General features: G+C 63.0%; 32 protein-coding genes. 5 read left to right on the top strand and 27 right to left on the bottom strand.

The annotated features are described in order from the left end of the window. The first annotated feature begins 252 nt into the window (after positions 1 to 252). From PE067_RS16325 to PE067_RS16310, 4 genes are all read left to right on the top strand, one after another. A complete protein-coding gene (locus PE067_RS16325; RefSeq protein ID WP_276190753.1) occupies positions 253 to 543 on the top strand; it encodes a hypothetical protein in 291 nt (96 codons plus the stop codon). Further along, positions 540 to 1160 (top strand): hypothetical protein, encoded by a 621-nt coding sequence (locus tag PE067_RS16320; protein WP_276190752.1) that lies wholly within the window; start codon positions 540 to 542, stop codon positions 1158 to 1160. The genes PE067_RS16325 and PE067_RS16320 overlap by 4 nt, the downstream gene beginning before the upstream one ends. Positions 1161 to 1505: 345 nt before the next feature. Further along, positions 1506 to 2006 carry a hypothetical protein gene (locus tag PE067_RS16315; RefSeq protein WP_276190751.1) on the top strand — a complete coding sequence of 167 codons (501 nt, stop codon included), beginning with the start codon at positions 1506 to 1508 and terminating at the stop codon, positions 2004 to 2006. A gap of 125 nt (positions 2007 to 2131) precedes the next feature. Further along, a complete protein-coding gene (locus tag PE067_RS16310; RefSeq protein WP_276190783.1) occupies positions 2132 to 2536 on the top strand; it encodes a DUF6283 family protein in 405 nt (134 codons plus the stop codon). Positions 2537 to 2750: 214 nt separating this feature from the next. On the opposite strand, the gene PE067_RS16305 is transcribed toward PE067_RS16310, so the two are convergent. The 14 genes from PE067_RS16305 to PE067_RS16240 form a co-directional block, all read right to left on the bottom strand. Further along, positions 2751 to 2969 (bottom strand): hypothetical protein, encoded by a 219-nt coding sequence (locus PE067_RS16305; protein ID WP_276190750.1) that lies wholly within the window; start codon positions 2967 to 2969, stop codon positions 2751 to 2753. Positions 2970 to 2972: 3 nt separating this feature from the next. Beyond that, positions 2973 to 3539, bottom strand: a complete 567-nt coding sequence (locus PE067_RS16300; RefSeq protein WP_276190749.1) for a glycoside hydrolase family 108 protein — start codon at positions 3537 to 3539, stop codon at positions 2973 to 2975. 53 nt (positions 3540 to 3592) lie between these two features. Next, entirely contained in the window at positions 3593 to 3862 is a 270-nt protein-coding gene (locus PE067_RS16295) for a hypothetical protein (RefSeq protein ID WP_276190748.1), read from the bottom strand. Continuing rightward, complete coding sequence (locus PE067_RS16290) at positions 3852 to 4265, bottom strand: hypothetical protein (protein ID WP_276190747.1); 414 nt, start codon at positions 4263 to 4265, stop codon at positions 3852 to 3854. Before PE067_RS16290 ends, PE067_RS16295 begins: the two co-directional genes overlap by 11 nt. Continuing rightward, complete coding sequence (locus PE067_RS16285; protein WP_276190746.1) at positions 4258 to 4566, bottom strand: hypothetical protein; 309 nt, start codon at positions 4564 to 4566, stop codon at positions 4258 to 4260. The genes PE067_RS16290 and PE067_RS16285 overlap by 8 nt, the downstream gene beginning before the upstream one ends. Beyond that, entirely contained in the window at positions 4563 to 5732 is a 1170-nt protein-coding gene (locus PE067_RS16280) for a hypothetical protein (protein ID WP_276190745.1), read from the bottom strand. The genes PE067_RS16285 and PE067_RS16280 overlap by 4 nt, the downstream gene beginning before the upstream one ends. Positions 5733 to 5800: 68 nt before the next feature. Then, a complete protein-coding gene (locus PE067_RS16275; protein ID WP_276190744.1) occupies positions 5801 to 6904 on the bottom strand; it encodes a hypothetical protein in 1104 nt (367 codons plus the stop codon). Beyond that, entirely contained in the window at positions 6904 to 7146 is a 243-nt protein-coding gene (locus tag PE067_RS16270; protein WP_276190743.1) for a hypothetical protein, read from the bottom strand. Before PE067_RS16270 ends, PE067_RS16275 begins: the two co-directional genes overlap by 1 nt. A 2-nt stretch (positions 7147 to 7148) precedes the next feature. Continuing rightward, positions 7149 to 7418: a hypothetical protein gene (locus tag PE067_RS16265; RefSeq protein WP_276190742.1), complete on the bottom strand. Its 270-nt coding sequence runs from the start codon at positions 7416 to 7418 to the stop codon at positions 7149 to 7151. Between the two features lie 185 nt (positions 7419 to 7603). Further along, positions 7604 to 8581 carry a DUF5309 family protein gene (locus PE067_RS16260; RefSeq protein ID WP_276190741.1) on the bottom strand — a complete coding sequence of 326 codons (978 nt, stop codon included), beginning with the start codon at positions 8579 to 8581 and terminating at the stop codon, positions 7604 to 7606. 13 nt (positions 8582 to 8594) lie between these two features. Beyond that, positions 8595 to 9509 carry a hypothetical protein gene (locus PE067_RS16255; protein ID WP_276190740.1) on the bottom strand — a complete coding sequence of 305 codons (915 nt, stop codon included), beginning with the start codon at positions 9507 to 9509 and terminating at the stop codon, positions 8595 to 8597. Further along, complete coding sequence (locus tag PE067_RS16250; RefSeq protein WP_276190739.1) at positions 9496 to 9747, bottom strand: hypothetical protein; 252 nt, start codon at positions 9745 to 9747, stop codon at positions 9496 to 9498. The genes PE067_RS16255 and PE067_RS16250 overlap by 14 nt, the downstream gene beginning before the upstream one ends. After that, a complete protein-coding gene (locus tag PE067_RS16245; protein WP_276190738.1) occupies positions 9747 to 11141 on the bottom strand; it encodes a hypothetical protein in 1395 nt (464 codons plus the stop codon). Before PE067_RS16245 ends, PE067_RS16250 begins: the two co-directional genes overlap by 1 nt. Next, positions 11071 to 11808, bottom strand: a complete 738-nt coding sequence (locus tag PE067_RS16240; protein ID WP_276190737.1) for a hypothetical protein — start codon at positions 11806 to 11808, stop codon at positions 11071 to 11073. Before PE067_RS16240 ends, PE067_RS16245 begins: the two co-directional genes overlap by 71 nt. A gap of 75 nt (positions 11809 to 11883) precedes the next feature. Here PE067_RS16240 and PE067_RS16235 point away from each other — a divergent pair, with 75 nt between their 5' ends. Then, entirely contained in the window at positions 11884 to 12291 is a 408-nt protein-coding gene (locus PE067_RS16235; RefSeq protein ID WP_276190736.1) for a hypothetical protein, read from the top strand. A 184-nt stretch (positions 12292 to 12475) separates the two neighbouring features. Here PE067_RS16235 and PE067_RS16230 read toward each other — a convergent pair whose 3' ends face one another. Genes PE067_RS16230 through PE067_RS16170 form a run of 13 tightly spaced genes read right to left on the bottom strand, consistent with a single transcriptional unit; the run spans position 12476 to position 22481 of the window. Then, positions 12476 to 14068, bottom strand: coding sequence for a hypothetical protein (locus PE067_RS16230; RefSeq protein WP_276190735.1), 1593 nt, complete (start codon positions 14066 to 14068; stop codon positions 12476 to 12478). Further along, positions 14065 to 15675, bottom strand: coding sequence for a phage tail tip lysozyme (locus PE067_RS16225; RefSeq protein ID WP_276190734.1), 1611 nt, complete (start codon positions 15673 to 15675; stop codon positions 14065 to 14067). The genes PE067_RS16230 and PE067_RS16225 overlap by 4 nt, the downstream gene beginning before the upstream one ends. Then, positions 15675 to 16811, bottom strand: a complete 1137-nt coding sequence (locus PE067_RS16220; RefSeq protein WP_276190733.1) for a hypothetical protein — start codon at positions 16809 to 16811, stop codon at positions 15675 to 15677. Before PE067_RS16220 ends, PE067_RS16225 begins: the two co-directional genes overlap by 1 nt. Then, complete coding sequence (locus PE067_RS16215) at positions 16808 to 17296, bottom strand: hypothetical protein (protein WP_276190732.1); 489 nt, start codon at positions 17294 to 17296, stop codon at positions 16808 to 16810. The genes PE067_RS16220 and PE067_RS16215 overlap by 4 nt, the downstream gene beginning before the upstream one ends. Further along, on the bottom strand, positions 17296 to 17646 hold the full coding sequence (locus PE067_RS16210) for a hypothetical protein (protein WP_276190731.1): 351 nt from the start codon (positions 17644 to 17646) through the stop codon (positions 17296 to 17298). Before PE067_RS16210 ends, PE067_RS16215 begins: the two co-directional genes overlap by 1 nt. Further along, the gene (locus tag PE067_RS16205; RefSeq protein ID WP_276190730.1) at positions 17643 to 17936 is read right to left on the bottom strand and encodes a hypothetical protein; all 294 of its coding nucleotides are present in this window, start codon (positions 17934 to 17936) and stop codon (positions 17643 to 17645) included. Before PE067_RS16205 ends, PE067_RS16210 begins: the two co-directional genes overlap by 4 nt. Then, positions 17933 to 18130 (bottom strand): hypothetical protein, encoded by a 198-nt coding sequence (locus PE067_RS16200; protein ID WP_276190729.1) that lies wholly within the window; start codon positions 18128 to 18130, stop codon positions 17933 to 17935. The genes PE067_RS16205 and PE067_RS16200 overlap by 4 nt, the downstream gene beginning before the upstream one ends. Then, on the bottom strand, positions 18127 to 19581 hold the full coding sequence (locus tag PE067_RS16195) for a hypothetical protein (RefSeq protein WP_276190728.1): 1455 nt from the start codon (positions 19579 to 19581) through the stop codon (positions 18127 to 18129). Before PE067_RS16195 ends, PE067_RS16200 begins: the two co-directional genes overlap by 4 nt. Further along, positions 19578 to 20189, bottom strand: coding sequence for a hypothetical protein (locus tag PE067_RS16190; protein ID WP_276190727.1), 612 nt, complete (start codon positions 20187 to 20189; stop codon positions 19578 to 19580). The genes PE067_RS16195 and PE067_RS16190 overlap by 4 nt, the downstream gene beginning before the upstream one ends. Continuing rightward, positions 20182 to 20379 carry a hypothetical protein gene (locus PE067_RS16185; protein ID WP_276190726.1) on the bottom strand — a complete coding sequence of 66 codons (198 nt, stop codon included), beginning with the start codon at positions 20377 to 20379 and terminating at the stop codon, positions 20182 to 20184. Before PE067_RS16185 ends, PE067_RS16190 begins: the two co-directional genes overlap by 8 nt. Before the next feature lie 5 nt (positions 20380 to 20384). After that, a complete protein-coding gene (locus PE067_RS16180; protein ID WP_276190725.1) occupies positions 20385 to 20762 on the bottom strand; it encodes a hypothetical protein in 378 nt (125 codons plus the stop codon). Next, on the bottom strand, positions 20759 to 22060 hold the full coding sequence (locus PE067_RS16175; protein ID WP_276190724.1) for a phage terminase large subunit: 1302 nt from the start codon (positions 22058 to 22060) through the stop codon (positions 20759 to 20761). Before PE067_RS16175 ends, PE067_RS16180 begins: the two co-directional genes overlap by 4 nt. Continuing rightward, entirely contained in the window at positions 22047 to 22481 is a 435-nt protein-coding gene (locus PE067_RS16170) for a hypothetical protein (protein ID WP_276190723.1), read from the bottom strand. Before PE067_RS16170 ends, PE067_RS16175 begins: the two co-directional genes overlap by 14 nt. Positions 22482 to 22572: the final 91 nt, after the last annotated feature.

The raw sequence follows: 22572 nt of genomic DNA, 5'->3' as shown, positions 1-22572 counted from the left end.
GGCCTTCGAATTATCGACGTAGATCAACGACTTAAAGAATATACGGGAGAGATAATGGCGGACAGTGAGGGACCGCAATAATCACGGCAAATCATACGCTTGCGATGGAAAACCGGGAACGGACGGCGCAATAAACATCAATGGGTTGGCAGATCGCGTGGAAAACCACCCCACCCGAGACGCCGGGCCTGCGACCGCGCACATGACGCCGGGTGATGCGCCTGCGTTCCCCATCACCGCAGGAGAGAGAGTATGAAGAAAGCAATGAGCAAGTTTTTCGCGGACGGCGGTGGTGCGCAGCATTTCAGCCTGTCCTACTATTCGCCGGACGTAGATGCGCTCTGGACCATCGACATTGAGGCCGATGACAGCCTGCAAGTGATCTACCAGCGCAGGGATTTGCCGCAGACCTACGATCCCGAAACCAAGGGGCCGAAGGACAATCCAGACGAAAATTTCTGGCTTTACCTGTCCCCGCATGACGCCGCCGTGATCGGTGTGGCTCTTTGCGCATGGGCAGCGGCGCATGGAGAAAAGACATGACCGCCGACACCACGACCGCGCCGGAGCGGATTTGGGCCGACATGGACAACCTGACGTGGGTTGAAGAATGCCCCGATGAACGGATGAAGGATGATGAGGTCGCATACATACGCGCCGACCTCTGCCGCGCCCCCGTGGCGCAGGACGCTGAGCCGGTGGCGTGGATGAGTCGGGGCGGCAATTTTGTGTATGAGCCGCTGCGAGGTTTCACCCCCCTTTACGCCCACCCCGCCCCACAGCCGAGCGATGAAGCCGCCACCCTGCGCTACGATGCTCAAGACTTGCGAGCAAAAGGCGGTCACGGCCCTAAATGGGTTGAAATGGTGCAAAGGCTTTGGGATGTGAATGACACCCTGCGCGACCGTGCCGAAGCTGCCGAGGCCGCGCTTGCCGCCGCAGAGGCTCACGCGGACGTGCTAGCGGAGGCGGTTCGGCCATTCGCCCGACACGTTGATAAAGCAACCTGCGCCATAACCGTGATCTGGACAGATGGTGATTACAGGTCAACGTATAGCGGGACTTTGAAACCCGCCGACTTCTACGACGCATCGTTAGCCCTCGCCGCCCACCAGGCTAGGAGGGCGGCTGATGCTCCCGCGACAGAAGGGGAAGAATGATGCCATCAACGGTGAAGCTCCGTATTGAAACCACAGGCTCTGGCGACAGCCGACGCATCATGGACGGAGATACGGTGATCGGGATGGCGGAGAGATACACCAACGAGTTCTGGGCACCGCATGATCTTAATGGTCGGCGCCTTGGTTTGGCGGTCCACAAAACACCGGCGGGTGTCCGTAAGTGGTTCGAGGAGTCCCGCCCATGACCCACCCGCATTGCGACGACAAGCTGAAAGGGGAAGAATGATGCAGACCAAAAACGTCTGTCCAAATTGCGGGACGCATGATGGCGCGACCATCCGCCCAAACTGCTGCAATCATCCCGGGCGCGAGGTCAGTTTCCCGATGGACTTCCCGCCCGATCCTGTTGCGCCGCTACAAGCCGAAATCGCCCGCCTGACCCGCGAGCGTGACGAGGCGCTGGCGGAGGCAAAAGCCGCCCGTGCTGCGCAGATTGCGGCGGGCCATGTCTTTGCCGACACCAACCCCGAGGCCAAATGGATCGAGGACAGCGACAACGCATGTCCAGCCTGCGGTGGATCAGGGCACAAGGATGACGCCAAAGCCTATGAGGATCGGGCGATGGCTAAGGTGGTGATGATCTGCCGCGCTCTGGAAGATTCGATAAACAGCCCTAAAGGCGTTGTGCCGATCAGCGCCGAACCGTTCTATGACGGGTTTCAAGGCCGCATTCGCGTCCCCGCCGACGCCACCGCAGCCCTGAACCGCGTCCAGGCGGATGCGTATAGGGAGGCGGCGGACCTGTTCCCGGCTGGCAGTAGGGACGGAGACATGATCCGCTCTACCATCATCGCGCGGGCCGATGCGGTCGAGAGGGGCGTGTGATGGGATACGATGAGGACCTCTCAGGCATGGTCGAGCGCCTCGAGCGGTGACGGCATGACACAGATCGCACCCCCAAAGGTTCCCTGCGGATCGTGCCCCTATCGCCATGACGTGCCTTCGGGGATCTGGGCCCAGAAGAATATGCCAAGCTGCCCGCCTATGATCGCGAGACATGGCAGCAACCGCTTGGCCTGTTCATGTGCCACCAGAAGGACGGTTGCCTGTGCGGCGGCTGGCTGATGGCGCATGACCGCGACGAGTTGCTTGCGCTGCGCCTGCATGGGCGCGGGCTTGCCCCCGAGGTCTGGGATTACGCCCCGGATGTTCCTGTCTTCGCCAGCGGCGCAGAAGCGGCGGCGCATGGCCTGTCTGGCGTCGGAGATCCTTCACCGGCCGCGCAGCGGAAAATCGCAGGACTGATGCGTCAGCAAGCCCGGCGCGGCCGGATGGTCGAGGCGCTGAATGACGAAGGTCCAGACGACGAGATGGCCCGGATCGAAGAAGCACGGCGGGAAGCGGAGGACCCCTAGGCAGCTCTACCTATGACGAAACCGCCAACTATGCCCGTCGCGCGGGAGTTGCTAAACTGGCGGGGTAACGAGTGACGCTGATGATTGTGATGCTGAGCCAGCGGGCCGGGTCTTGTGCAGATCGGCCCGCTTTATTCGTCCGGCCTCTGCCAGCCCCCTTTCAGGACCAGCAGGACCACGATCGCCGCGATGATGCCGCCGACAGCCATGGTGATCACGTCACACCGCCCCGGCGCTTGGCGATGCGCGACCAAATAAAGGTCAGGACGCCAAGACTGCCACCAGCAGCCAGCCCGACGCCACCGCTGATGGCCTCTGCCAGCGCGGGGATGTTGAGGCAGGCGTTATCCGGCCCGGTCATTGTAATCGCGCCGGTCCATGCGGTCGCGCCTGCGACGGCGTAAAAGACGATGCGGATGATGAGTGCCAGCATGGGCTATCCTTTCAGGATCTTGCGGATTGCGGAAAGAAGGGATGCGAGGAAGCCGCCCCCGGTCGTGGTGGTGGCCGGTGCGGTGGTGGCCATGGCCAGCGCCGTTGCCCGCACATCCTCGACACGGCGGGACCAGCCTTTGCCGAAGGTCGGCCACGTCCCAAGCCCGCGCAGAAAGGCCATGCGGTAATCGCAGGCCCGGTTGATCGCGGTCTTGGCGTCGGAGGCTTTGGCAGCGGCCAGAGTGGCGGGGCCGACCTTGCCGTCAGCAGACGCGCCCACGGCCTGTTGCAGCCACTTGGCCCCCCTGCCCGGCCCGCTGTTGACCGCTGCGTCAAAGGCCACCAGATCCAGCCCGGCAGGCAGATCATCCCCCCGCACAGCGTCCCAGTAATCGCGCCGGTAGATCTGCGCGGCGCGGGCGCGGGTCATTCCCCGGATATCTTCGTTGGGATATGACCGCTTGCTGATTCCGTAATTGGTTTCCCCGCCGGGGTCCTGGGGGTGGTTGATGTATCCCCCTTCGTGGGCCAGCACTTTTGCAAGGCAGGCGTCAAAGTTGTCTTTCATGTCGATTTCCCATGAAAAAAGCCCGCGACAAGGCGGGCGGTTGTTAGGCGGGACTAGCGCGGAGGGTGTGTCCGGTCCGCCACCTCTTGCAACGTCTCCAACCGGGTCAGCCGCAGGTTCATTTTCTGGTTGGACGCTTTGACGTCCTTCACGTCGCCCTTCACCTCGCGCAGATCCTCGGCCAGATCGTCAAGGCTGTTCATCACGTCGCGGGCCGGGTCGGATTGCGGCTTGTTCTTCCAGAGGTTCCAGAGGATCCAGACCCCAAGGCCCGAAACCGGGCCGAAGGTGGCGACCAATTCTTTCAGGGTGTCACTTGTCATAGGTCGCGGCCTCGGTCAGCAGCCACAGATTGAGTGGCAGGAAAATGATCCCGGCATAGAGACCGATCACCGGATCCCCGCCTGAAAAAACGACTGACCAAGCGAGCGCGGCATATTGACAGCAGTTGATGCCTGCCCCGATCATCACCAGCCGGCAACGGACGGGCTTGGCCAGCCCCACAACCGTCATTGACGACGCCGACATATTCAGCAGCGCCCAGAATTTTGCCGGGACGGAATAGGCCATACCGCCCCAGACATCTTCTCGGAATGTCCCGGGATTCGACATGAGCACATAGAAAATGCAGCCCACCAGAAACGCGCCGATCTGCATCGCCATCAGCAGCGGGCGATACCTGTCCAAGTGATTACGGGCGAGCCACCCGATTGTGCGATCAGCCATTGCCCCTCCTGACATACCATCCGAACAGAGCGATGCTCAGGACGGCCAGCGCCGCCCATATTGATCCGATTGCGACGGACAGACCGCCGAGAACGACGGCGACGATATCCAGCACCGAGTCCCAGTAGAGCGCCCGGCGCGCACGGACGGCCTGCACGACCTCGAACGCGATGTAGACCGGGAGGAACCACCAGCCCATGAACATGACGCCCACGCCCCCGATAAAGGCGTGGGACAGCAGCACAGCGGCCCAGACATAGCCGTCTTGATGGGCTTCGGGGGTCAGTAGGTCGCGGATCATGGCGCCACCTCGAACGGCGTGCCGTCCAAACGCTGGACCTGATCGCCGTCGAACAGGACGTGGAACGACGGCAAGGACCGCCACAGCGTCTCACCCGGATAGAACCGGCTGGCCCGCGTTTCGGACGGGAACAGCGTGGTGCGATGTGCGGACTGGTTATAGGTCAGCGCGCCATCTGGCACCCCATAGGCCATCACGTCCTGCCGCTGCATGGCGAACCGGAACCATGATGCCGATGCGCTGGTCAGCGTGACGACGACCGTGTTGCCGTCCAGATCGGGGACCGCCGACACGATGCCGCCGTCTGCCTCAAAGCCGAAGTTGGGCGCGGTCGCTGCCCCGCCGTGCGCGTCGTAAAAATCCGCCCGGTTGACCAGCGTCTCGCCGGGCCGCAGGTCGAACGCCACCGTGACCGTTGCGCCGGACTTGGTGATGCTGGCCCATGGGGTCCATTTGCGGCCCGCGTCCCGCTCCTCGCGGCACCAGTCAATGACCTCGCCAATCATCACAGACACGTCAATGTCGGTGTGGATATTGTTGTCGTTGATCGTCCAGATACGCTGGCTGGTCGCAATCTCGCCGCCGCGATCCCGGACAGCATCATACTGCGCCATGGTCACGTCGTAGGGATCGGGCGCGGTGTTGCAGTCGCCGCCAGTCTGGCCCGCGATGATGCCGAGGATCTGCCCCCATGTTGTCTCGCACCAATCCTGCTGTTGATCCCAGACCAGATTGATATTGCCGAGCGCGACGGCATAGGATTCGCTTTTGCTCGATGTGCCGATGTAATGGATGATTTCCGGGCAGGTGACGGTCAAATCCTGATCCGCAGCCAGCCGCGCGACCTCGGACAGCATGTAATAGTAATTATCGCCCTGCAACTGGCCGATCAGCATCTTATCGAGATTCAGCCCGCCGACGCCCGCATCCATGACCAGCGCGCCCTGATCCGGGTCTGCGCCGATGGTCCGGTGCAGATAGCAGGACTGCGCCGCCAGCAGGATGCCGCCTCGACCGCCAAGCGCGGGGGCGATATCGGTGATACTGGTGGCGGGTATCGACGTGTTCAGCGGCTGGTCGCCCGGCCCCCAAGGCGCAACCGTAGCCCCGCCATCGGTGCGCAGGCCAGCAAGATAGGTCATCTGCCCGTCAAGCCCGTCGATCATCGCCGTCCCTGTCCCGCTCCGCGCTCCACCTTCCGATTGACGGTTGTGGAGAGACACGCGCAAAGCGGTTAGGGAAAAGGGGGCGTCACCGGGGCGCCGAGTTCTGACAGCGCCTGCTCGAAGGTGACGGCCTGCGAAGCCCCAAGGGTCTCGAACGTAAAATCTTTGATCGCACCATCAATGAAGTTGGTGGCAGCTTGGTCGCGGCCAAGGCGCAGGATGCTGGTTTCAAGCGCGCCAGAGGCACCAAGCGCCTTGGACGCAAAGGCCGTGCCGTTCCACGTCCGCACCGTCCCCGCAACCGGGTCCACCTCGACGCCGAACACGACAGGCGTTCCGATGGTGAGCGATGGCATTGCACCGCCATCGCTGTTGGTCGCAGTGCCGTAATTCCAGTTGGCCTGGAGGTTGCTTCCGTTGCGGCGGATCTGCATCACGTTACCGACCGACGTCCGAAGGTGGGCGAAAACCGGCCACGTCTGCGACCCGACCAAGCCGTCCCATGTGGCGATCCCGACCATGTAATAGCCGCTGGAAATGTCCACATCGTTCAGGATCAGGCCATTGGTCCCGTCGAACTCGATGCCACGCGGCGACGATTGCAGCGTGCCGCCGCCCGCCGTCTCTGCGAAGTTGGCGGCAAGGCGGCCTTGTGCGACCAACGGCAGGGTGAGGTCGGCGGCCGGGTCACTGGTGTCAGGGATATAGATCGCCGCGTCCGACAGGTCCACGCCGGGCGACGGGGCGTCCTCAACCTCGATCACGGCAGGCGTTGCAACCGTGCTGCCCGTGTCATTGGACCACGTCACCGCCAGAGTGAGAGTTCCAGCCGCCGTGGCCTCATAGGCCAGCGGATCGCCAATCGCTTGCGCGGTAACGTCAGTCGATCCAAGCATCAGCGTCCACGTCGGCGGTCCATCTGCGCCCGTCGCCGCGCCCAGGTTGATCGTCACGCTGTCCCCCACCGTCGCGCTGGACGGGGTGATGCTCGGCTGCTGCGTGATGACGGGGGCCGCGCCAGCCACCGGGACAAACGCATCCGAAGGCGCAGACAGCCGGTAACAGATGTAGGATGTGCCGTTAGACAGGCCGGAAAGCACCGTCGAATTGTGGATCACACCATTGGACAAATCATCGCCATCAGCGGCGGGGACGGTCAGAAATTTGGGCATTATGCCACCTCTGGGTCATCGGCCACATGAATGACCGGGGCGTCAGGAGAGGGTTCGGCGAAGGCGACGACATAAGCCACGGTGTCGCCCGGCACGATCAAAGGGGTTGGGGGTTCGTTCGGCGCAGACAGAATTTCCGCGCCGCCATTCTCGGGGTCGATGCGCCAGCCGGGTTCTGCGCGCCCGGACTGATGGAAAATCATCGGCGTCAGGCGCCGGGTCAGAAACGGCTGGATGAACATGGTCAGAACTTCCCGATTGCGAGTTTCGAGAACTCGCCGTCTTGCAGCTTGCGTTGCAGGTATTCTTTGAAGCCCGCGGTGCCGATCCGCTCGCCGCACTCGCGCGACCATTGCTCGGCAATCACCATCGGCACCGTGCCGACGTGGCGCAGGTCAGACCCCGCGCGCAGGTTTTCGCGAAGCCTTGCGGCGCGCTCCAGATCCGCCGTCACGTCCTGCGTGCGCAGAAATGTCGTTGTCTTTTCGTCCGTCAGAATCCGGTCCTGAATCATGTTCCGCGTGTCCATTTCCGATGATGATCAGCGCCTCGTCGTCGGGCGCGTCGATGACCTCGCCAAAGGCGCGAGGCGCGCCGTGGACCCAAGGCCCGGCGTCTGTGGTGATCTTGATGCGCATGGGGTTCCCCCAATGAAAAAGGGGCCGCCGAAGCAGCCCCTTTCGTTGCGATTGATGGCGATCAGAGCGAGCCGTCGATGTCGGCGATGACGCCCTGCGACTTCTGGCTTTCGACCATCAGCGTGTATTCCGCCGAGATCAGGCGGCTTTCGGCGTGGCCGGTTTTCGCCAGCGGCTCCTGCTTGACCGACTGCAGGAAATCGACCGAGATGAAATCCGGGTCCAGGACGAACACGTCGCGCGCGCGCTGGAAGCGGTTAGGCACGACCTGCAAGGTCCCGAAATCGCTCACATAAACGTCGATTGCCGTATACAGCGTTTCCTTGTCGGCCACGCCGTTCCGAACCATACCGTTGCCGGAAAGGGTCGAAATCTTCTGCTTCACCAGACCGCCGCACATGATGGTGGTCGGGGTGGCGCCGTTCTGCCACGCGGTCTGGATCACCGCTTTCAGCATGTTTTCCGTCAGCGCCCGCAGGGTGCCATCGGTCGCCGCAGCGTTGGGATAGCCCGCGCCGGAACCACCGCCCGAGGTCGTCGGGTTGGCCCCGGTCGCGCCCCGGTTGGTGTTGGTGATGAGGAACGCCGGAAGGCCCGCCGATGCCCGCGCCGTGCCAGCAGCGCCGGGGTTCGCGGCGGTGTTGGTCAGCAGCATGGATTCCACGTCGCGCTTGAACTCTTTCAGTTTCAGCGCGACCTGCTTGGCCATCTTGCCGGTGTCGCCCGCCGAATTGGAGGCGTTCGACGTGCTGGACACGATGACGTGCTTGTCGGACAGCTGGCAATAGTTGCCCTTGCGAACCGACAGGGTGGCCGCGTCAACGGGCGGGTTTGCCTCGCCTTCCAGAACGCGGTTGGTGGTATCGACGGCGGCAAGGTCAAGCTCATGCCACTCGTGATAGACCGCAGCGGACTTGCCTTTTCCGACCAGCGACTGGAACGGGCTGTCCGTGGGCGAAATCGAGGCGTAGGCCTCTTTCAGATCTTCGCGGATGACCGCGTTCGAGTAGGTCAGCGCGGTATTGGCGGTAACTGCCATGGGATTTTCCTTTTCAGGTCAGGAGATACTTGGCAACGTCGTCGACGCTGCCGGTTTTGTGCATCTGGGCGCGGGCCTTCTCGGCCTGCCCTTTGCGTCCAGTGGATTCGGCGGCTTTCGCCCCCGGCTTGACGATGGGGCGGGCCTTCTGGGCCTTTTCCTCGACCGTCTTTTTCGCCCCTTGCAGCGCACGCCATTGCATCGCGTCGTGCAGCACGCGGATCGCGCGGGCATCCATGACGCCACCAATTTCCTCGGCGCTGTAGCCATAGGCATCGCCAGCCGCGACCAGCTTTTTCCCGAGCGCGCCTGCCTTCTCGGCGTCGGCAAAATCGGGAATGTGGCGCGACAATTCGCGGGCCTGTTCGGCGGCATAGACCCGCATCGCGTGCTCATCAGCCTGCGACTGCTGGCCGATCGCCTGCTGGATCTGGGCTTGCTGCTGCCGGTATTCCTGCAACTTCACCTCGAACGCCTCCTTTTGGCGCAGATAGCCAAACGGGTCGGTGTTGATCAGTTCAGGGTCCGGCGGGGTGGGTGCCAGGGCCAGTTGGCCCGCCTGCATCCGCTGATAAAGGGCGGCAACCGCGTTGCGCCCCTCCTGGAGTTGCTGAAAAACCGCCTCGGCCTGTTTCTTGGCCTCTGCGGCTTCCTGCATCCCCTTCTGGATATACGCCTGTCCCGAATAGGAGCGTTTGAGGTCGTCGAGGGTCACCTCGCGTTCTTCACCGTCAACCTTGACGATGATGCGTTGTTCCTGCGGACCTTCGTCCTGTTCGTCGTCGTCATCCTCGTCGCCTTCATCGGCGGCGATTTCCTCAGGGGCTTCTTCAACCTCGAGGGCTTCTTCTTCCATCGCCTCGGGGGCGGGTTCCGGCGCTTCTGCCGGTTCCAAAATCAGGGAGGTGATATCGTCAGTCGTGTCCACGGTGCTGACCTTTCTTCTGCTCAAATGCCCAATCCGTTTCAGCGGATTTCAGGGCTGCCTCGATTTTCCCGACCGCCCGAATTATGGCGTGGGCTTCGTCGCGGGCCTCGGATGAGGATTCCGCGTTCAGGAACACGTCAACTTGACGGCTCCGAACCTCTTGAATGAACTCGGCAAATGCCGGATCTTCGCGCAGGGCCTTTGCCCGCGCGGCTTTAGCTTGAACTGGGCTGGCCATCAGAACCTCGGCTGCGCTTGCAGATCACGGATTTCCTGCGCATCAGCGGCGCGCGCCTTGTGCGCGAACTCGCCCGCGATCTTCGCCACGTCGATGATGGCTTTCTGTTCCAACTCGTCCCGTTTCAGATCGTCAGCCATGGCGGCCTTTTGCATATCGACCTGCGCCCGCACCATGTCGCCCTGCTGCTTCGCCTGCGCCGCGATCTGGGCCTTCTGGACCTCGGCTTGCGCCAGCATGGCGTTCGGGTCTTGCGGCTGGCCTTGGGCCTCCATGGCTGCCTGCTGCTGCTGTGCGATCTGCTGCTCGACTTGCGGGTTCATCGGCGCGTAATAGCGATCCGAATTGTGGATGCCCGCCGCCTGCTGCATGTCGGCCAACGTGTTGCGCAGGTTGGTCATGGATACCAGCGGACTGCCCATCTGCATCAGCATCAGCTGCTGTTGCAGGGTGAATTGCAGCGCCATCATGCGTTCCTCGGCCCGGTTGGTTCCCAAGCCGACGTTGATTTCCATGTCCATATCGACGCGCCATGACCGGGGGTCGATTGCGACAAAATTCCCGTCCAGCCGCATATGCTCGCCGGGCTGGACGTGCTGCGAGACGATTTGCAAGATCAGCCGGAAAAGCTGCTTCATGCCCCCTTCGGCAAGATTGCGGGCCATGACCTCGACCTGCCCGGCTGCCCCGCTGATCGTGGCGTTGACCGCCGCCGCCGTGGTGGCCTGCAAAGCGTCGGGGTTGAGGCCCAGAGACGCGCGGGAAACGCCGGTCTTGCCCTCAATTACCGTGTCGAAATAGGTCAGCGCGCCCATGGCGGAATCGCCCGTGAAGGGCACAACCAGAGGCGCGATCTTGTCCATGGGCGTGCCCTTGGTGCGGATCAGCGCCCCGATTTCATTGTTCAGCAGATCATCAACATTGACCTGCTGTTCATCGAACGACAGGCGCGGATTGTTCGACATGTGGACGTTGTCCAGAAGGCCGCGCAGCATGGACGTTGCCGCGTCCCGGTCCTCGATCAGCAGATCGACCAGCGACCGGCCAAAGAAGGCGTGCGGCTCCGGGTCCACCTCGAACACCGCAAACGGGACGTAATCCGCCAGATCGTAGCGCAGCAGCTTCTTCGCCGCCCCTGCAAGGATCAGGGCATACATGCGGGGAACGCCCGTCCCTTCGACGTCCATCCGCATATAGGCCTCGTAGACCGTCACCGGCTTCATGGCGGGGTCTGTGCCGCCTTCCTCGTCGTCCAGGGTATAGCCGCGGCGGTTGGTTTCCGCGTCCTCGTCGTCGTCATCGGTGCCCAGATCCGACACGTCGTCAAAGTCGAACCCCATCGCGACCAGATCGCCAACCCGCATTTCCGAGCGATGGCCGATGACATAGCGCATCCTCGATGCAGGTCGCGTTGCTATCGACAAAGAAATCTTCCGGCGGGATTGGCTTGATCGCCAACTTGCCCTTGCGATTGATCCGCGCCAGCTTGACGTCGTGCAGCGTGACCGGGACAAGCTGGCCCATCGGGTCGGTCAGCATGTCCTGCGTGGCGGTGTGCTCGATGATTTCCACCTCGGGGTCGGCCCCGATCATCGCGAAAACGTCGTCCGTCAGGCCCGAATATTCGTCAATCTCGATATCTTCGGACTCGTCCCACCACGCTTTCAGAAACCCGGTCTTTTTGACCAGCGCGTCGTGAAAGGCCGAGTTCAGCAGCTTATACCCACCGGCGCGCTGAAACGCATAGCGGGCGTAATTGGTCTGCTGTTCGGCTGCGGCCACATCCTCCGGCCCGGTCGGGATGTATTCGACCGGCTTTGATGTCGTCATAAACGCGCGCATCAGCGACGGCTTGACCTGCCGCACCGCGTCCCGGCACTTCGTCGCAATGACCTTGCTGCGGCCCTCGGTCGAGCGGATATCGGTCTGGCCGTCGAAATATCGCTGCGCCTTCTGGCGTTCGTCCTCGATATCCGAGCGGATGAAATCCAAGGCGGACTCGACGGCAGAGGCCGCGATCTTCTGGATTTCATCGTCCGACATGGGCTTGGGTTTGGTCATGGTAACTCCCACGAAAAAACCGCCCCGAAAGGCGGCTTGCGTGCTATTCAGAAAGTGATTCTTGCGGAGGTTGTGATGAAGCGTCTGATGTTGCCCATTTTCGGGCTGTTTCTTTTTGGTTGTGCTGCACCATCGACAAGCACAGTGACCGGCCCGAGCGGCGAAAATCTATTCACGTCGAAATGCAACAGATCGGCGGAAGGGTGTTTTTCCGAAGCCGCAAATCAGTGCAAAGGTCCGTATCAGGTTGTTGACAGCCACAGCAAAGCGGGCAGGACTGCTGCCGATCTGCTCCCCGGCCCGGTGACGTGGTATTACATGACCTATCAATGCGGCAGATCAGACGGGCGGATGCCGCAGTTCCCATTTAGGGGTCAGCAATACACGCCCGCGCCGGTAGTTGTTCAGCCCTACACCGCGCCCCGCATGACCACGACGAATTGCTCTCGCTTCGGACAATCGGTGAATTGCACGACGTTCTGATCCTTCCCGTGCCCCGCATCAGCGCCTATATTGCGGGGCATGAACGGCTCACAAATCTTCACCGCAGTCATCGCTGCAAACGCCATATGCGTGTTCTTTGCCTATGCGATGTTTCGATTGCGCAGAAATGAGCATGACGTAAAGGCAATGCTGATCGTCATATTCTGCGCTCTCGCCGTCGGCCTCACGGCTTGGTCATCTCGGTCGACAACACAGGCAGCATCCCAAGCAGACCCGTATTCGTCAGCCGTTCAGGACGCTGTCCAGCGATAGCCAAGGCTTGAGCCAGGACGCCATTGTTCAACCTGCCGCTGGCAATAGCCGCGCGGGCCATTTCTGCATTGCGCATGGTGACAGCCTCGGCCAGCTTGCGTTGCCCCGCTGCTGCCGCCATTCCCAAAAGCCCGCCGACAGGTCCGCCAGAGTAAATACCGCCGCCGATTGCACCCATCTGCGCCAACCCGCCCCCGGCAAGGTTGATAAGCTGGTCCAGCGTGCTGCCGTGCGTGACCTGACGAAGCGCCGCGCGTTCTGCGGCGGTAAATCTCGCTGCCAGCTTCTTGTTTTGCAGAATGTTCTTGAACTGGTTGCGAACGCCGCTGGCAGCGCCGGAAAGGTAGTTTTCGCTCCGCTCCATGGCGTCATCGACAAGCTGCGACTTGGACATGCGCGACCAAACTTCACGCGCTTTAGGGATCGCCGTCTTGAGAGCTTCGACGTCGCCGCCCACCACATCATCGGGGCCGAGGCGCTGAACAAAATCGTCCAGTTGCTGAATGACCGCCGTTCCCGCTGCTTTGTCGGTTTTGTTGGTCACATTGCCCGCTGCTGCCCCTGCCTGACGGCGCATCTGGTCGAGACTGCGAAACGGCAAGGCTGCGGTTGGCTCCTGCGCCATTTTCTGCCCTGCTTCGTCCATGATCTGCATGACGCGGCCTGTGTTGGGGGTCAGGCTGCCGGGGCCGGGCAGTTCGTCAAAGCCGGTGTTAGCGCGAAGGTAGTCCAGCAGCCCCCCGCGCATTTCATCGAACGCTTCCGGCTTGATCTGCACCCCTGCGTCGTCAATTTGGCGATACAGGCCGTTGCCGATGGCGCGCAGTTCCTCGGTGGATGGTGCATTTCGCGCAGCCTCTCGGACGGCTTTGCGGGCAGCGCGGCCTCTTGCCGCTGACCCAATCACCCCGCCGACAGCGGGGATTGCTGCGCCCGCTGCCAGCCCGATAAGCCCGTTGTTCCGTGCGTTTTCAACGCGCCCACCAATGCCGCCCTCGCCCTCGCCGAAACCATAGGCCGCGCCCATTGCACCACCGGCCGCCGCGCCGCGCCCGATCTTCGACCAGATATTCGCGCCCTGCCCCACGGCGCCCACGCCAACCGCCGCAGGAAGCATCGCGCCCGCGAACTCCGCGCCAAAGCTGGCAACAGGGTGATCCTCGCGAAACTGCCTTTCCTGACCGCGAACGGCTGCAAGCTGGTCGTCGTAGGTGGTGCCCCAATTGCCATAGGTGCCGGTGTTGGCATCATAGCCGGTCATTGCGTTCAGGCGGGCACTGATTTCATCACCGAAGCCGAAGAAAACGCCGTCGCCTGCGGCCTGCGCCATATTGTTGCCGTATCCCTGCCCCTGCGGCTCTGCCGGGGCCTGCTGGACCGGCTGCGAAGCGGGCGCCTGCTGCGGCGCGCCATAGACCTTCTGCATGGCGGTCGTGATGACAGCATCGTCTGTCCCTGCGGGGAATTCGTAGATAACGCCGTCCGGGCCTTCAATCTCGATCATTCAAAGCCCCCTGTCTGCGCGTTATATCGGCGGCGCTGCGGCGCGGCTTGCGTCGGTGGCGCTTCTGCCGGTTGTGCCTGCTGGGGTCCGCCGCCGTTGCGCGTCGCGCGCGCCATGCCTTGACGCACGATCTTTTCGTAATCTGCCAGCGCCTCCATGAAACCTTCCTCTGTCGAAGCGGTGTTCATGCGGGTAATTGCCTGCGTCGCTGCCGTGCCCTCATTGTTCGACAGCGCGCCGAGGCCCTTCATGGTCTGAACAGCCGTCAGGAACGCCCCGCCTTTGGCCTGTTCGACCTTCTGCTGGAAGTCAGATCCACCAGTGCCGGGGATAGCGTTGAAGATGGACGATTTCCCCGTGCCGCTCCGCCGGTTGGGGTCGTTGCGAATGCTTTCGATCAGATCCAGCGCGTTCTGGGCCGTCTGGTAATCGCCCTCTGCCGACGCTGCCGATGCGCCCGCCGCCGATCCGATAGCCTTCGCCTCAGCGGCCAGTCCAGCGCCGCGGGTGGCCATGAATTGCTGATACTCCGGCGAACCTGCCGGAAAGCCAGCCGCTTCCGCCTGCATGTGCAGCGCCTGAAACGCAGCCGGGCCACCATCATCACCTGGCCGCCCACCGTTCAGAATGAACTGCTGATATTCCGGCGTCCCCGGCGTCAGCCCGGCCTGCTCCGCCCGCCAACGCAAGGCCTCGATTTCGGACGGCGTTTTCTGGTCCTGACCATTCGCCGCGTTGAACGCCTCACCGATCGGCAGCGCGCCCGAAGCCGCAGCTTCCGCCAGATCATCCCGGCCAATCGACCGCAGCCATTCAATCGTCTGGTTCTTCTCCTGCGCCTGCTGCTGGCCCTGCATCATCGTCTGCATGGCCGCGCCGCCTTCCATCAGCCCGGCTTCGATGGCCGCTGCCAGATCCTCGCGACCCTGCGCCCGCAGCCATTGCGCCGTCTGGTTGATCCGGCGCTCGTCCTTGCGGCCCTGCATCCGGTTTTGCACCATCGACGCCAGCCCGTGATCGGCCTCTGCCCCGCGCATGGTGTTCAGCCCCATGGCAATGGCGTCCCATGTGCTGCCGTCGCGCATGCCGTCCCTGAAACGCTGCCCGAAGGTGCGCTCGTCTTTGGGCTGGGCCATCATGCCAAGAATGCCGTTCATGGGCGTCTCCGGGGATTTGGTGGATGCGGCGACATTCAGAAGCCCGCCGCCCAGATAGTCGCGCTCTCGCCGCGCGCGGTGCTGTTCTGCCGGGCGCAGAAATGCGTTGACGATGGCCGCACCCGCCTCGCCCGGTGTGGTGGCCTGCTGGATGCGGTTCCATGCCGATTTCTCCGGCCCCTGCAATTCGGACATGAGAAAGTCCATCTGCATGTCGGGATCTGAAACCGCCGTGCCGCGCTGTCCTGCGAATGCCTCAAGCTGGCGACGGCGCAGGCCGGTCCATTGCAGCAGGCCGAAGCCGCCCCGCGATCCGGGAACCAGCGGCTTTGCCTCGTTGATGCCGGGGTTCAGGCCGCTTTCGTTCTGGGCGTTCATCAGGAATCCCTGCGCGATATGCTCGGGCAGGCCCCGCTGGATCAGCCCCCGCAGGAAATACGACGCATCCATCACGCCACCTGTTTACGCGCGCGGTCCATGAACGGGCGGATGATCCGCTTAGCCCATGCGTTGCGGTCCAGCCATTCAGCCGCAGCCGGGCCATGCTTGACATAGGCCGTGAACAGCCAGTCAGGCGCCCGCAGCAGCAGCCACTTGCGGAATTGCAGCCACTTGCCGTCCTCTGTGCCGTAGACACTCCGCGCGACCCAGCACAGCGCCCCAAGGATCGACGCGCCGCCTGACAAGATGCCGAGCAGGCCAGGGTTGCTGGATGTCGTGGTCGATTGAGGCACAGGCGATCCGCCGATTGCCGAGAGAATCCCCGCCAGACCCTGCGCGCCTGCGCCGGTGTATCCGCCGTATTGCTGGCGCCCCGCGTCAAGCAGCGACTGGATAAGCTGCTGCTGCTGCGTGCCCGCCGCGTTCAGGCTGCTGTTGATCTGCTGGCCCATGCCGAAACCGAGGTTCGACAGGTTGCCAAGCTGCGAACCGGCCTGCAACTGCGTGTTCATGCCCGCAAGCCGGTTGCTGGCGTTCGTCTGGTTCGTGGCAAGCTGGTTCGCCGCGTTCTGCGACCGCACGTTCAGCATGTTCCCGGCGTTGAACTGGTCCGCCTGCGCCTGCAAGTTCGCGTTCTGCGCCCGCGTGTTCAATGCGTTCCCGATGTTGAACTGCTGCGCCTGCATCCGGTTCGCGATATCGCTCTGTGCCGCCGCCTGCGCCTGCTGGTAATTCGACTGGTTCAGCCCCGCGACCGTGTTCGCGACGTTCTGCTGATATGCGTTCGCGGCCTGACCCATCGCAACGCCATGCCGCGATCCGCCAAAAGCGCCCGCCGCCGTTGCCTGCGCGTCCAGATCGTTCTGCTGCTGCTGGAACTGCTGACCCATCGTGTTCAGCGTCGAGTTGATGACGCCTTGCGTGTAGGGGTTCATGTAGGGCTGCAGGTTCGTGCCCGACAACTGCCCAGCCGATGCGTTCAGCCCTGCCCCGAACTGGATCTGCGGCGCGCTGACGTTCTGCCCCGCCCCCCATGCGATCTGCGGCGCGCCGAAGCCGAGGTTCTGCCCGGCCTGCCCGGCGACATTGCCCGTGGTGCGGATCGCCCGCGTCAGGGCGTTGGCGGACTGGTTGAATACGCTCATCGGTTGCTCCCCCGGCCAAAGAAGTTTCGGGCCAGCGACTCCCGGTCATATGCGGGCGTCGGCGATCCCGGTGCCGTCGGCTGCGTCGGTTGCGTCGGACGCGGGTTGACCACCGCCGACGTGGGCGCCGCGCCCGTCTGCGGGTTGATGAACAGCCCGGAATAAGCGTCATACTGGCCGGGGTTGCGGCGCTGCAATTCGGCAAGCGCCTGATCGTAGAGCGACCCCGACGAATAGCCGGTGATGCCGTTTTGCGTCATGGCCTGCGGCATCTGCACCTGCGCGCCCTGCATCCCGAACGCCGACGCCATGTCGTTCACGCCCTGAAACGCGGCCTCCTGCTGCGGGGTAAAGCCCGCCACGTCGATGCCGTAATAGGGCATATATCCGATGCTGGCCTGTTCCTGCGCGCGCCGGATCGCGTCCTGCGAGGCGTCCTGAATATATTGCGGGATTTTGACCGATGACGACTGCTTGCTGCTCATCACAATTCCTTTCTGACCGCCACCGAGGATTCGCGATAGCCGAGGCCGTGCAGCGCCCGGACCCAACCGCGCCTGCCGTAGATTTCCGTTCCGTCGCAACCCTGCGATCTGCCCCACGCTTCCATCGCCGGGGCCATTTTCTTGAGCGTGTCCATGTTCCCGCCTGCAAAAACGCAGGTCAGGATGGTGCGCCGGGGATAGACCGAGATTTCCGTGACCGCGCAGGCGTCATCTGCGGGCCAAAGCTGCATCCGGCCATCCGCGATGCGCTCCTGCACGTCCTCGAAAGCGTATGTGCCGCCGCAGTATTCCAGCGCCGCCTCGATCCACGGGCGGCATCGGTCAATCACGCCGCCACCGCGAAACGATTGCCGATGACCAGCCATCGCCCCTCAAGGTCGGACAGGCCTGCCCACCGGGCAGCGCCAATGCCAACGACACCATGCAGGCCCAAGAACCGCCAGTGACGCGGCCTGACAGGCGCGGGAAACGTGCCAAAGCGGATCGCCATGCCGTCATTCCCGCCCGCCGCCGTCGCGCCCGGCCCAGTCACGACCTCAGCCTGTTGAAATTCCATGTCGCGCTGGAAACGCCGGTTTAGCGCGCCCATGCTGCTGGATTGCTTGATGACCCGGATCATGCCGCCACCGCCGAAACCACGCCCGCATTGCTGACCGCCAGCCGCCATGCGCTGCCATCAGGTGACCGCAGGACTGCCTCCGCCACCTCGATCCACTGGCCGCCGACGCTGACCACGATCTTACCATCGTCAAACATCAGCGTGCCGTCGCGCGCCGCGCTGTCACGGCTGCGCAGGTGATTAAGCTGCGTCATCGCATCCCCCGCTGTCGAACATCGAGCCGCATCACGCCGACGCGCCAATCGTCCTCGTTCAGGCCCTCGACGCGCATCTTGAACTGCCGCCCCGTGAACCGGACGTTGGTCGGCTCGCCCATCTGGTAAGGCCCGTGGCTGGTCTGCGCCGCATTCGGATACAGCTTGGCCGAAAACGTGGCCTGCACCTGCCCTTGCGTCTTTTCGTCAGGGATCAGCATGGTTGCCGTCATCACCCCATCGCCCAGGGTGATCGGCCCGGTTTCAGCCCATGCCGTCATCCCGCCGTAATCATAGCCGCTTTCATGGTTGTGCAGCCCGCCATCGACGCCACACCAGACTGGCGACCGAAACGCGCCCGCGTCAAAGCCGCAGGTCCGGCCAAGCTGCCCGACATACCAGACCTGATCCGCATAGTTGAACACGACGTAGCTGTCGCACTCCATCGACCCTTCGGACGGGTAGAACCACCAGATTTCATTCCAGCGGGCGTTCGTAACCGCCGCGACTTTGGACGCCTGCCCCCGGTTGATGATGCCAAACACGAAGTCCGACACATCGCACGAAAGCTGTTGGACCGCGCCACCGGCGTAGGTAAAAAACCCGTTGTGCCCCATCCAGAACACGCCGGAATCAACCGCAGCAACGGCGTTGTTGGCGATCAGCCCGCAGGACGAACCCACCCGGTCGAACCGATAGACATAGGGCGGCGCGATATATGTCGCTGTGTGCGCGTCCTGATCTGTCAGAATAACCGCCTGCCCCTTGCCCCGGATGCCCGCCATGATGCGCCCCTGCGTCTGCAAGAGCATATCCCCGGCCTCGTTCGTCGCGTCCGCCGTCCAGACCGTGTTGTTTTCGCGGTCGCTCCAAGCCACCTTGCGCGGATCTTCATCGGCCCCAAGCGCGAACAGAAACCGCTCATCCGTGACCATTGCCGCCGTGCAAAGCGGGGAATTTGTCACCCTTGCAGCGAGACCGGACAGCGGCCATTCAAGGATGCGCTTGTCCGCCGTGCTGACCGCGATCAGGTTCTGGCCCCACGTGTCGAGTGACCATGTGTCAACCGGCAGGCTCGCCGTGCCCTCGTCGGCAGACACGCCGAACGGCCCCGCGCCATAGAAGCCGCTGCCGAAGCCGCCTGATGCCCCCTCATTCGCCCGGCCCGCTACCAGATTTGCCGGGTTGATTTCGACCAGGGCGCCAACCGGCTGCATCGCGTAAAGACGATCCCGCGTCCCGATAGCTGCGCGTTTTTGCCCGGTATTGTCGACCCACGAAATCGCCCCTCGGGCCGGGCCTGTCATCGTGACACCGCGCGGCACCCAACCGCCGACCGGGCGCAACACTCCATCCTTCCAGCGCACCAGATTGCCGTCGTGCCAGCGGCCCGAGGCTTGCAGATCGGTGCCGTTCCGGAACATTCCGGGCGGCAGATCAAGCGCGATCATGGGATATCGCTCACCTTGACGAAGATCGTGGCCGTGTTGGGTAGAACATAGCCGCGCGGAACCCATTGGCCCGTCATTTGGGATGCCCCTAGGCTGCGGATCACCTCGCCAGTGGCTGCAACCGACGCGGAGCGCAGATCGCTACCAGGAAAGACCGTGCCCGGCCCGCCCGAGTTTGGCCCTACGTTCAGCGCGAAAATGACCGATCCGATCTGATTGTGCTGCAAATTCGGGTTGTAGTCGTTCGTCAGCACGCGCGATCCGTTGACCAAAACGTCGCCATTCTCGGCAAGGACAATGGTCGAGCCGGGGCCGCGAAGGTTATGGATGACAAGATCGCCCGGCCCCGTGTTATACCGGATTTGGCCCTGCATTGAGCCGCCCACGGACTCGAAATAGACCGACGCATCGCCGCCCGCAGTTTCAGCGGCAACAGTCACGGCCTGCCTGATGGTTTGAGGGACGGTGAAACCGTTGTTTGCGCCCCGCAGCGCAACTTGGCTGTCCAGCAGGTCCATGTTGTCGTTGATCTTGCCGCCCCAGGTGTTTTCACTGGCGCCGACTTCGATCTTGGTCAGCCCGAGGTTCGGGGTTGTGGTATCAGGCATTGTGCATCACCAGTTTTCCGGGCCAGCGACCAGCACGGCCACCAGCGTTCAGGGCGGCCACAGCAGAGGCGTAGAGTTCCGCCCACACCGTCAGCCGCGAATCCTCTTGCAGATAGGGCGCAGAGGCGATCAGCGACCCATACAGATACGCATCGGGCGCGCGGTCCAGCATCCAGTTCGTGACGTTCATTTCCGTCAGCGGGGGATGGCGGCCCGGTAAGCCATGTCCACATCGTCGGTCGTGTCCGGGAAAAACTCCGCCTGACCGCCGACGACCGCCCAGAAACTGGCCTTGCCCGTCGCGCCGGGATAACTGTCGCGCTTGACCTGCAAATCGTCCTGCGTCGTCAGAACAACCGGACCGCCGCACCAGACGCGCGTTGCCGCGATGTAATCCGCAGGCAGGTCACGGACACCGCCGCCGGTCAGGGTGACGCGCTTTTCGCCTGCCCAATGGTCCACGTCACGGTCAAGCCGCGCCTCGGCCAGCCGGATGAACGTCGGGATCTGCGCCGTCAAGTCGTCGCGGTTCAGGAAATCCGCGATGGCCGTGGTGAGTTCGGGATAGTTCATGCAATGCTCCCCAACCCTCGCTTGAGGGGCTTGGACCAGTCGGATTTCGTCGTGTTGTTCAGGAACGCCAGACACATCAGCCCGAAAGCATCCGCCGCGTGGCTGGACCAGTCGTGTTCCGGCCCAAAGCCGATGTTGCGCTTGTCGTCGCGCTTCTCATGGTAATGCGCCAGCGCGTCGCGGCCTGCCTCGGTCCGCACGCGATCGAACCAGATCGAGCCGAAGCAGCGCCGCCCCGCCTCGACCCTCTGCATGGCTGCCCCTGCCCCTTGGTTCTTGACCACGATGGTTGAAAACCCGGCGTCGTTCAGTGCGCCCTGATATGTCGTGGCGTAGACCTTTTCAGCATTGCCGCCGTCATGGGGCAGGACGCAAACCGCCCGGCTGTAACCGCGATCCTTGAGCCAGTTGACGTGCGCAATCAGCGGCTGCCCGACCGCCTCGTAATAATCGACCACCTTGATCGTGGTCCCGACGAACTGCGCAACCCAGATCGCGGTAGCGTCAGACCGGGCGCCGGTGCCGCCGATATCCCAATAGGCCCGCGTTTCCATGAGAGGATCGGGCCGCAGGTCAGTGATGCGCTCATCACGCTCGGCATCGGCCAGCGCCAGCGCGTAATAAGCCCCCTCGAATGAGGTGGCGAAATCGCCCTCCCAGATGTGGGCGTATTGGTCCGGGCGCTTTTCCCGATCCTCCAACCGCTCACGGTCAAGCACCGAGGGGAACCACGGGTTGTCATACCACTGGACCGGGACGATCTTCGCATCCTCGGGCGGGTTTTCGCGAAACCGGCGATGCGTGGCGCTGTGCTTATGCTCCGGGTTCCATGTGACCCAGATTTCCGATCCTTCCTCGCGGACAGTCGGCACCAGCTTGCGCCATGCAATCTCACTGACCGCCTCGGCCTCATCCACCCAGCACAGCAGCAGCCGCGCCTTGGATTTCAGGCTGTCGATGTTGTGGCGCAGGCCCGCAAACACATAGCGGATGCGCCCGTCCTTGGATCGGATGAATTTCTCCCCGACCTCGTAATAATCCGCCAGCCACGGGACCGACCGGATCGCCGCCTTGACCTCTTCAAGCGACGATCTGTCCAGGCTGTTGAGATGCTCACGGGCGCAAAGGATCTGCCCCGCCTCGCCTGCCATTCCGCAGCGATAGCCATGGACCGCAGACATGAGGGCGAATGTCCTGGTCTTGCCTGATCCGCGGCCCCCGTAAGCCCCGCGGTATCGCGCCTCTCCCTGAAAGACCGGCACCAGCTTGGGCGGCAGTTCGATCCTAGCCGTCGTCACGGGCCGGGCCTGCCACCAGCTGGATGACGGTCGGCTTGAGCGATCCGTCCGGGTTGCTGACGTTCATGTCCAGCTTGTCACCGTAGACCTTCGGAGCCAGCTTGCCAGCCCGCCATTTGCGCGCGTCGATCTGCAGCTTTGCAACCGCCACCGTTTCAGGCTGCGCGTTCTCTGCGATCTGGCGGATTTCGTCGAACTCACGATGCGCCTGTGCTTCTCGCGCGCGGGCGTATCTCTGTGCAAAGCCATCATCGCTCGACAGATGCTTGTAGAACGTCACCTCCGAGGGAAGCCAGTCATCGCGTGTCGTGGCGCAGATCGTGGCGACGCTCTCCCCCCGCATGATGCGCGTCAGGATCTCGTCCTCAATCTCACGCGTCCATGCGAACGGCGGCCTGCCGGTGGGTTTCTTCTTGGTCATGGGGTTCTCTTGATTTCTGGCCGAGGCCGTCGAAATCGAAAACGCCCCGCTATGCGTGATGCACGGCGGGGCGGGTGGCAACGGTGGAGGG

This window comes from Paracoccus sp. DMF-8, assembly GCF_029309835.1.
GTDB lineage: Bacteria > Pseudomonadota > Alphaproteobacteria > Rhodobacterales > Rhodobacteraceae > Paracoccus.
This window is presented reverse-complemented; position numbering and strand designations above follow the sequence as displayed.

Coding starts and splice junctions, on each gene's coding strand:
- PE067_RS16315 (WP_276190751.1), top strand. CDS start 1,506: ATGGACTTCCCGCCCGATCCTGTTGCGCCGCTACAAGCCGAAATCGCC.
- PE067_RS16270 (WP_276190743.1), bottom strand. CDS start 7,146: ATGTTCATCCAGCCGTTTCTGACCCGGCGCCTGACGCCGATGATTTTC.
- PE067_RS16245 (WP_276190738.1), bottom strand. CDS start 11,141: ATGCGCTATGTCATCGGCCATCGCTCGGAAATGCGGGTTGGCGATCTG.
- PE067_RS16300 (WP_276190749.1), bottom strand. CDS start 3,539: ATGAAAGACAACTTTGACGCCTGCCTTGCAAAAGTGCTGGCCCACGAA.
- PE067_RS16290 (WP_276190747.1), bottom strand. CDS start 4,265: ATGGCTGATCGCACAATCGGGTGGCTCGCCCGTAATCACTTGGACAGG.
- PE067_RS16265 (WP_276190742.1), bottom strand. CDS start 7,418: ATGATTCAGGACCGGATTCTGACGGACGAAAAGACAACGACATTTCTG.
- PE067_RS16190 (WP_276190727.1), bottom strand. CDS start 20,189: ATGCCTGATACCACAACCCCGAACCTCGGGCTGACCAAGATCGAAGTC.
- PE067_RS16225 (WP_276190734.1), bottom strand. CDS start 15,675: ATGGATGCGTCGTATTTCCTGCGGGGGCTGATCCAGCGGGGCCTGCCC.
- PE067_RS16260 (WP_276190741.1), bottom strand. CDS start 8,581: ATGGCAGTTACCGCCAATACCGCGCTGACCTACTCGAACGCGGTCATC.
- PE067_RS16250 (WP_276190739.1), bottom strand. CDS start 9,747: ATGGCCAGCCCAGTTCAAGCTAAAGCCGCGCGGGCAAAGGCCCTGCGC.
- PE067_RS16325 (WP_276190753.1), top strand. CDS start 253: ATGAAGAAAGCAATGAGCAAGTTTTTCGCGGACGGCGGTGGTGCGCAG.
- PE067_RS16220 (WP_276190733.1), bottom strand. CDS start 16,811: ATGAGCGTATTCAACCAGTCCGCCAACGCCCTGACGCGGGCGATCCGC.
- PE067_RS16200 (WP_276190729.1), bottom strand. CDS start 18,130: ATGACGCAGCTTAATCACCTGCGCAGCCGTGACAGCGCGGCGCGCGAC.
- PE067_RS16240 (WP_276190737.1), bottom strand. CDS start 11,808: ATGACCAAACCCAAGCCCATGTCGGACGATGAAATCCAGAAGATCGCG.
- PE067_RS16305 (WP_276190750.1), bottom strand. CDS start 2,969: ATGCTGGCACTCATCATCCGCATCGTCTTTTACGCCGTCGCAGGCGCG.
- PE067_RS16295 (WP_276190748.1), bottom strand. CDS start 3,862: ATGACAAGTGACACCCTGAAAGAATTGGTCGCCACCTTCGGCCCGGTT.
- PE067_RS16230 (WP_276190735.1), bottom strand. CDS start 14,068: ATGATCGAGATTGAAGGCCCGGACGGCGTTATCTACGAATTCCCCGCA.
- PE067_RS16205 (WP_276190730.1), bottom strand. CDS start 17,936: ATGATCCGGGTCATCAAGCAATCCAGCAGCATGGGCGCGCTAAACCGG.
- PE067_RS16285 (WP_276190746.1), bottom strand. CDS start 4,566: ATGATCCGCGACCTACTGACCCCCGAAGCCCATCAAGACGGCTATGTC.
- PE067_RS16275 (WP_276190744.1), bottom strand. CDS start 6,904: ATGCCCAAATTTCTGACCGTCCCCGCCGCTGATGGCGATGATTTGTCC.
- PE067_RS16170 (WP_276190723.1), bottom strand. CDS start 22,481: ATGACCAAGAAGAAACCCACCGGCAGGCCGCCGTTCGCATGGACGCGT.
- PE067_RS16235 (WP_276190736.1), top strand. CDS start 11,884: ATGAAGCGTCTGATGTTGCCCATTTTCGGGCTGTTTCTTTTTGGTTGT.
- PE067_RS16180 (WP_276190725.1), bottom strand. CDS start 20,762: ATGAACTATCCCGAACTCACCACGGCCATCGCGGATTTCCTGAACCGC.
- PE067_RS16320 (WP_276190752.1), top strand. CDS start 540: ATGACCGCCGACACCACGACCGCGCCGGAGCGGATTTGGGCCGACATG.
- PE067_RS16280 (WP_276190745.1), bottom strand. CDS start 5,732: ATGATCGACGGGCTTGACGGGCAGATGACCTATCTTGCTGGCCTGCGC.
- PE067_RS16185 (WP_276190726.1), bottom strand. CDS start 20,379: ATGAACGTCACGAACTGGATGCTGGACCGCGCGCCCGATGCGTATCTG.
- PE067_RS16195 (WP_276190728.1), bottom strand. CDS start 19,581: ATGATCGCGCTTGATCTGCCGCCCGGAATGTTCCGGAACGGCACCGAT.
- PE067_RS16215 (WP_276190732.1), bottom strand. CDS start 17,296: ATGAGCAGCAAGCAGTCGTCATCGGTCAAAATCCCGCAATATATTCAG.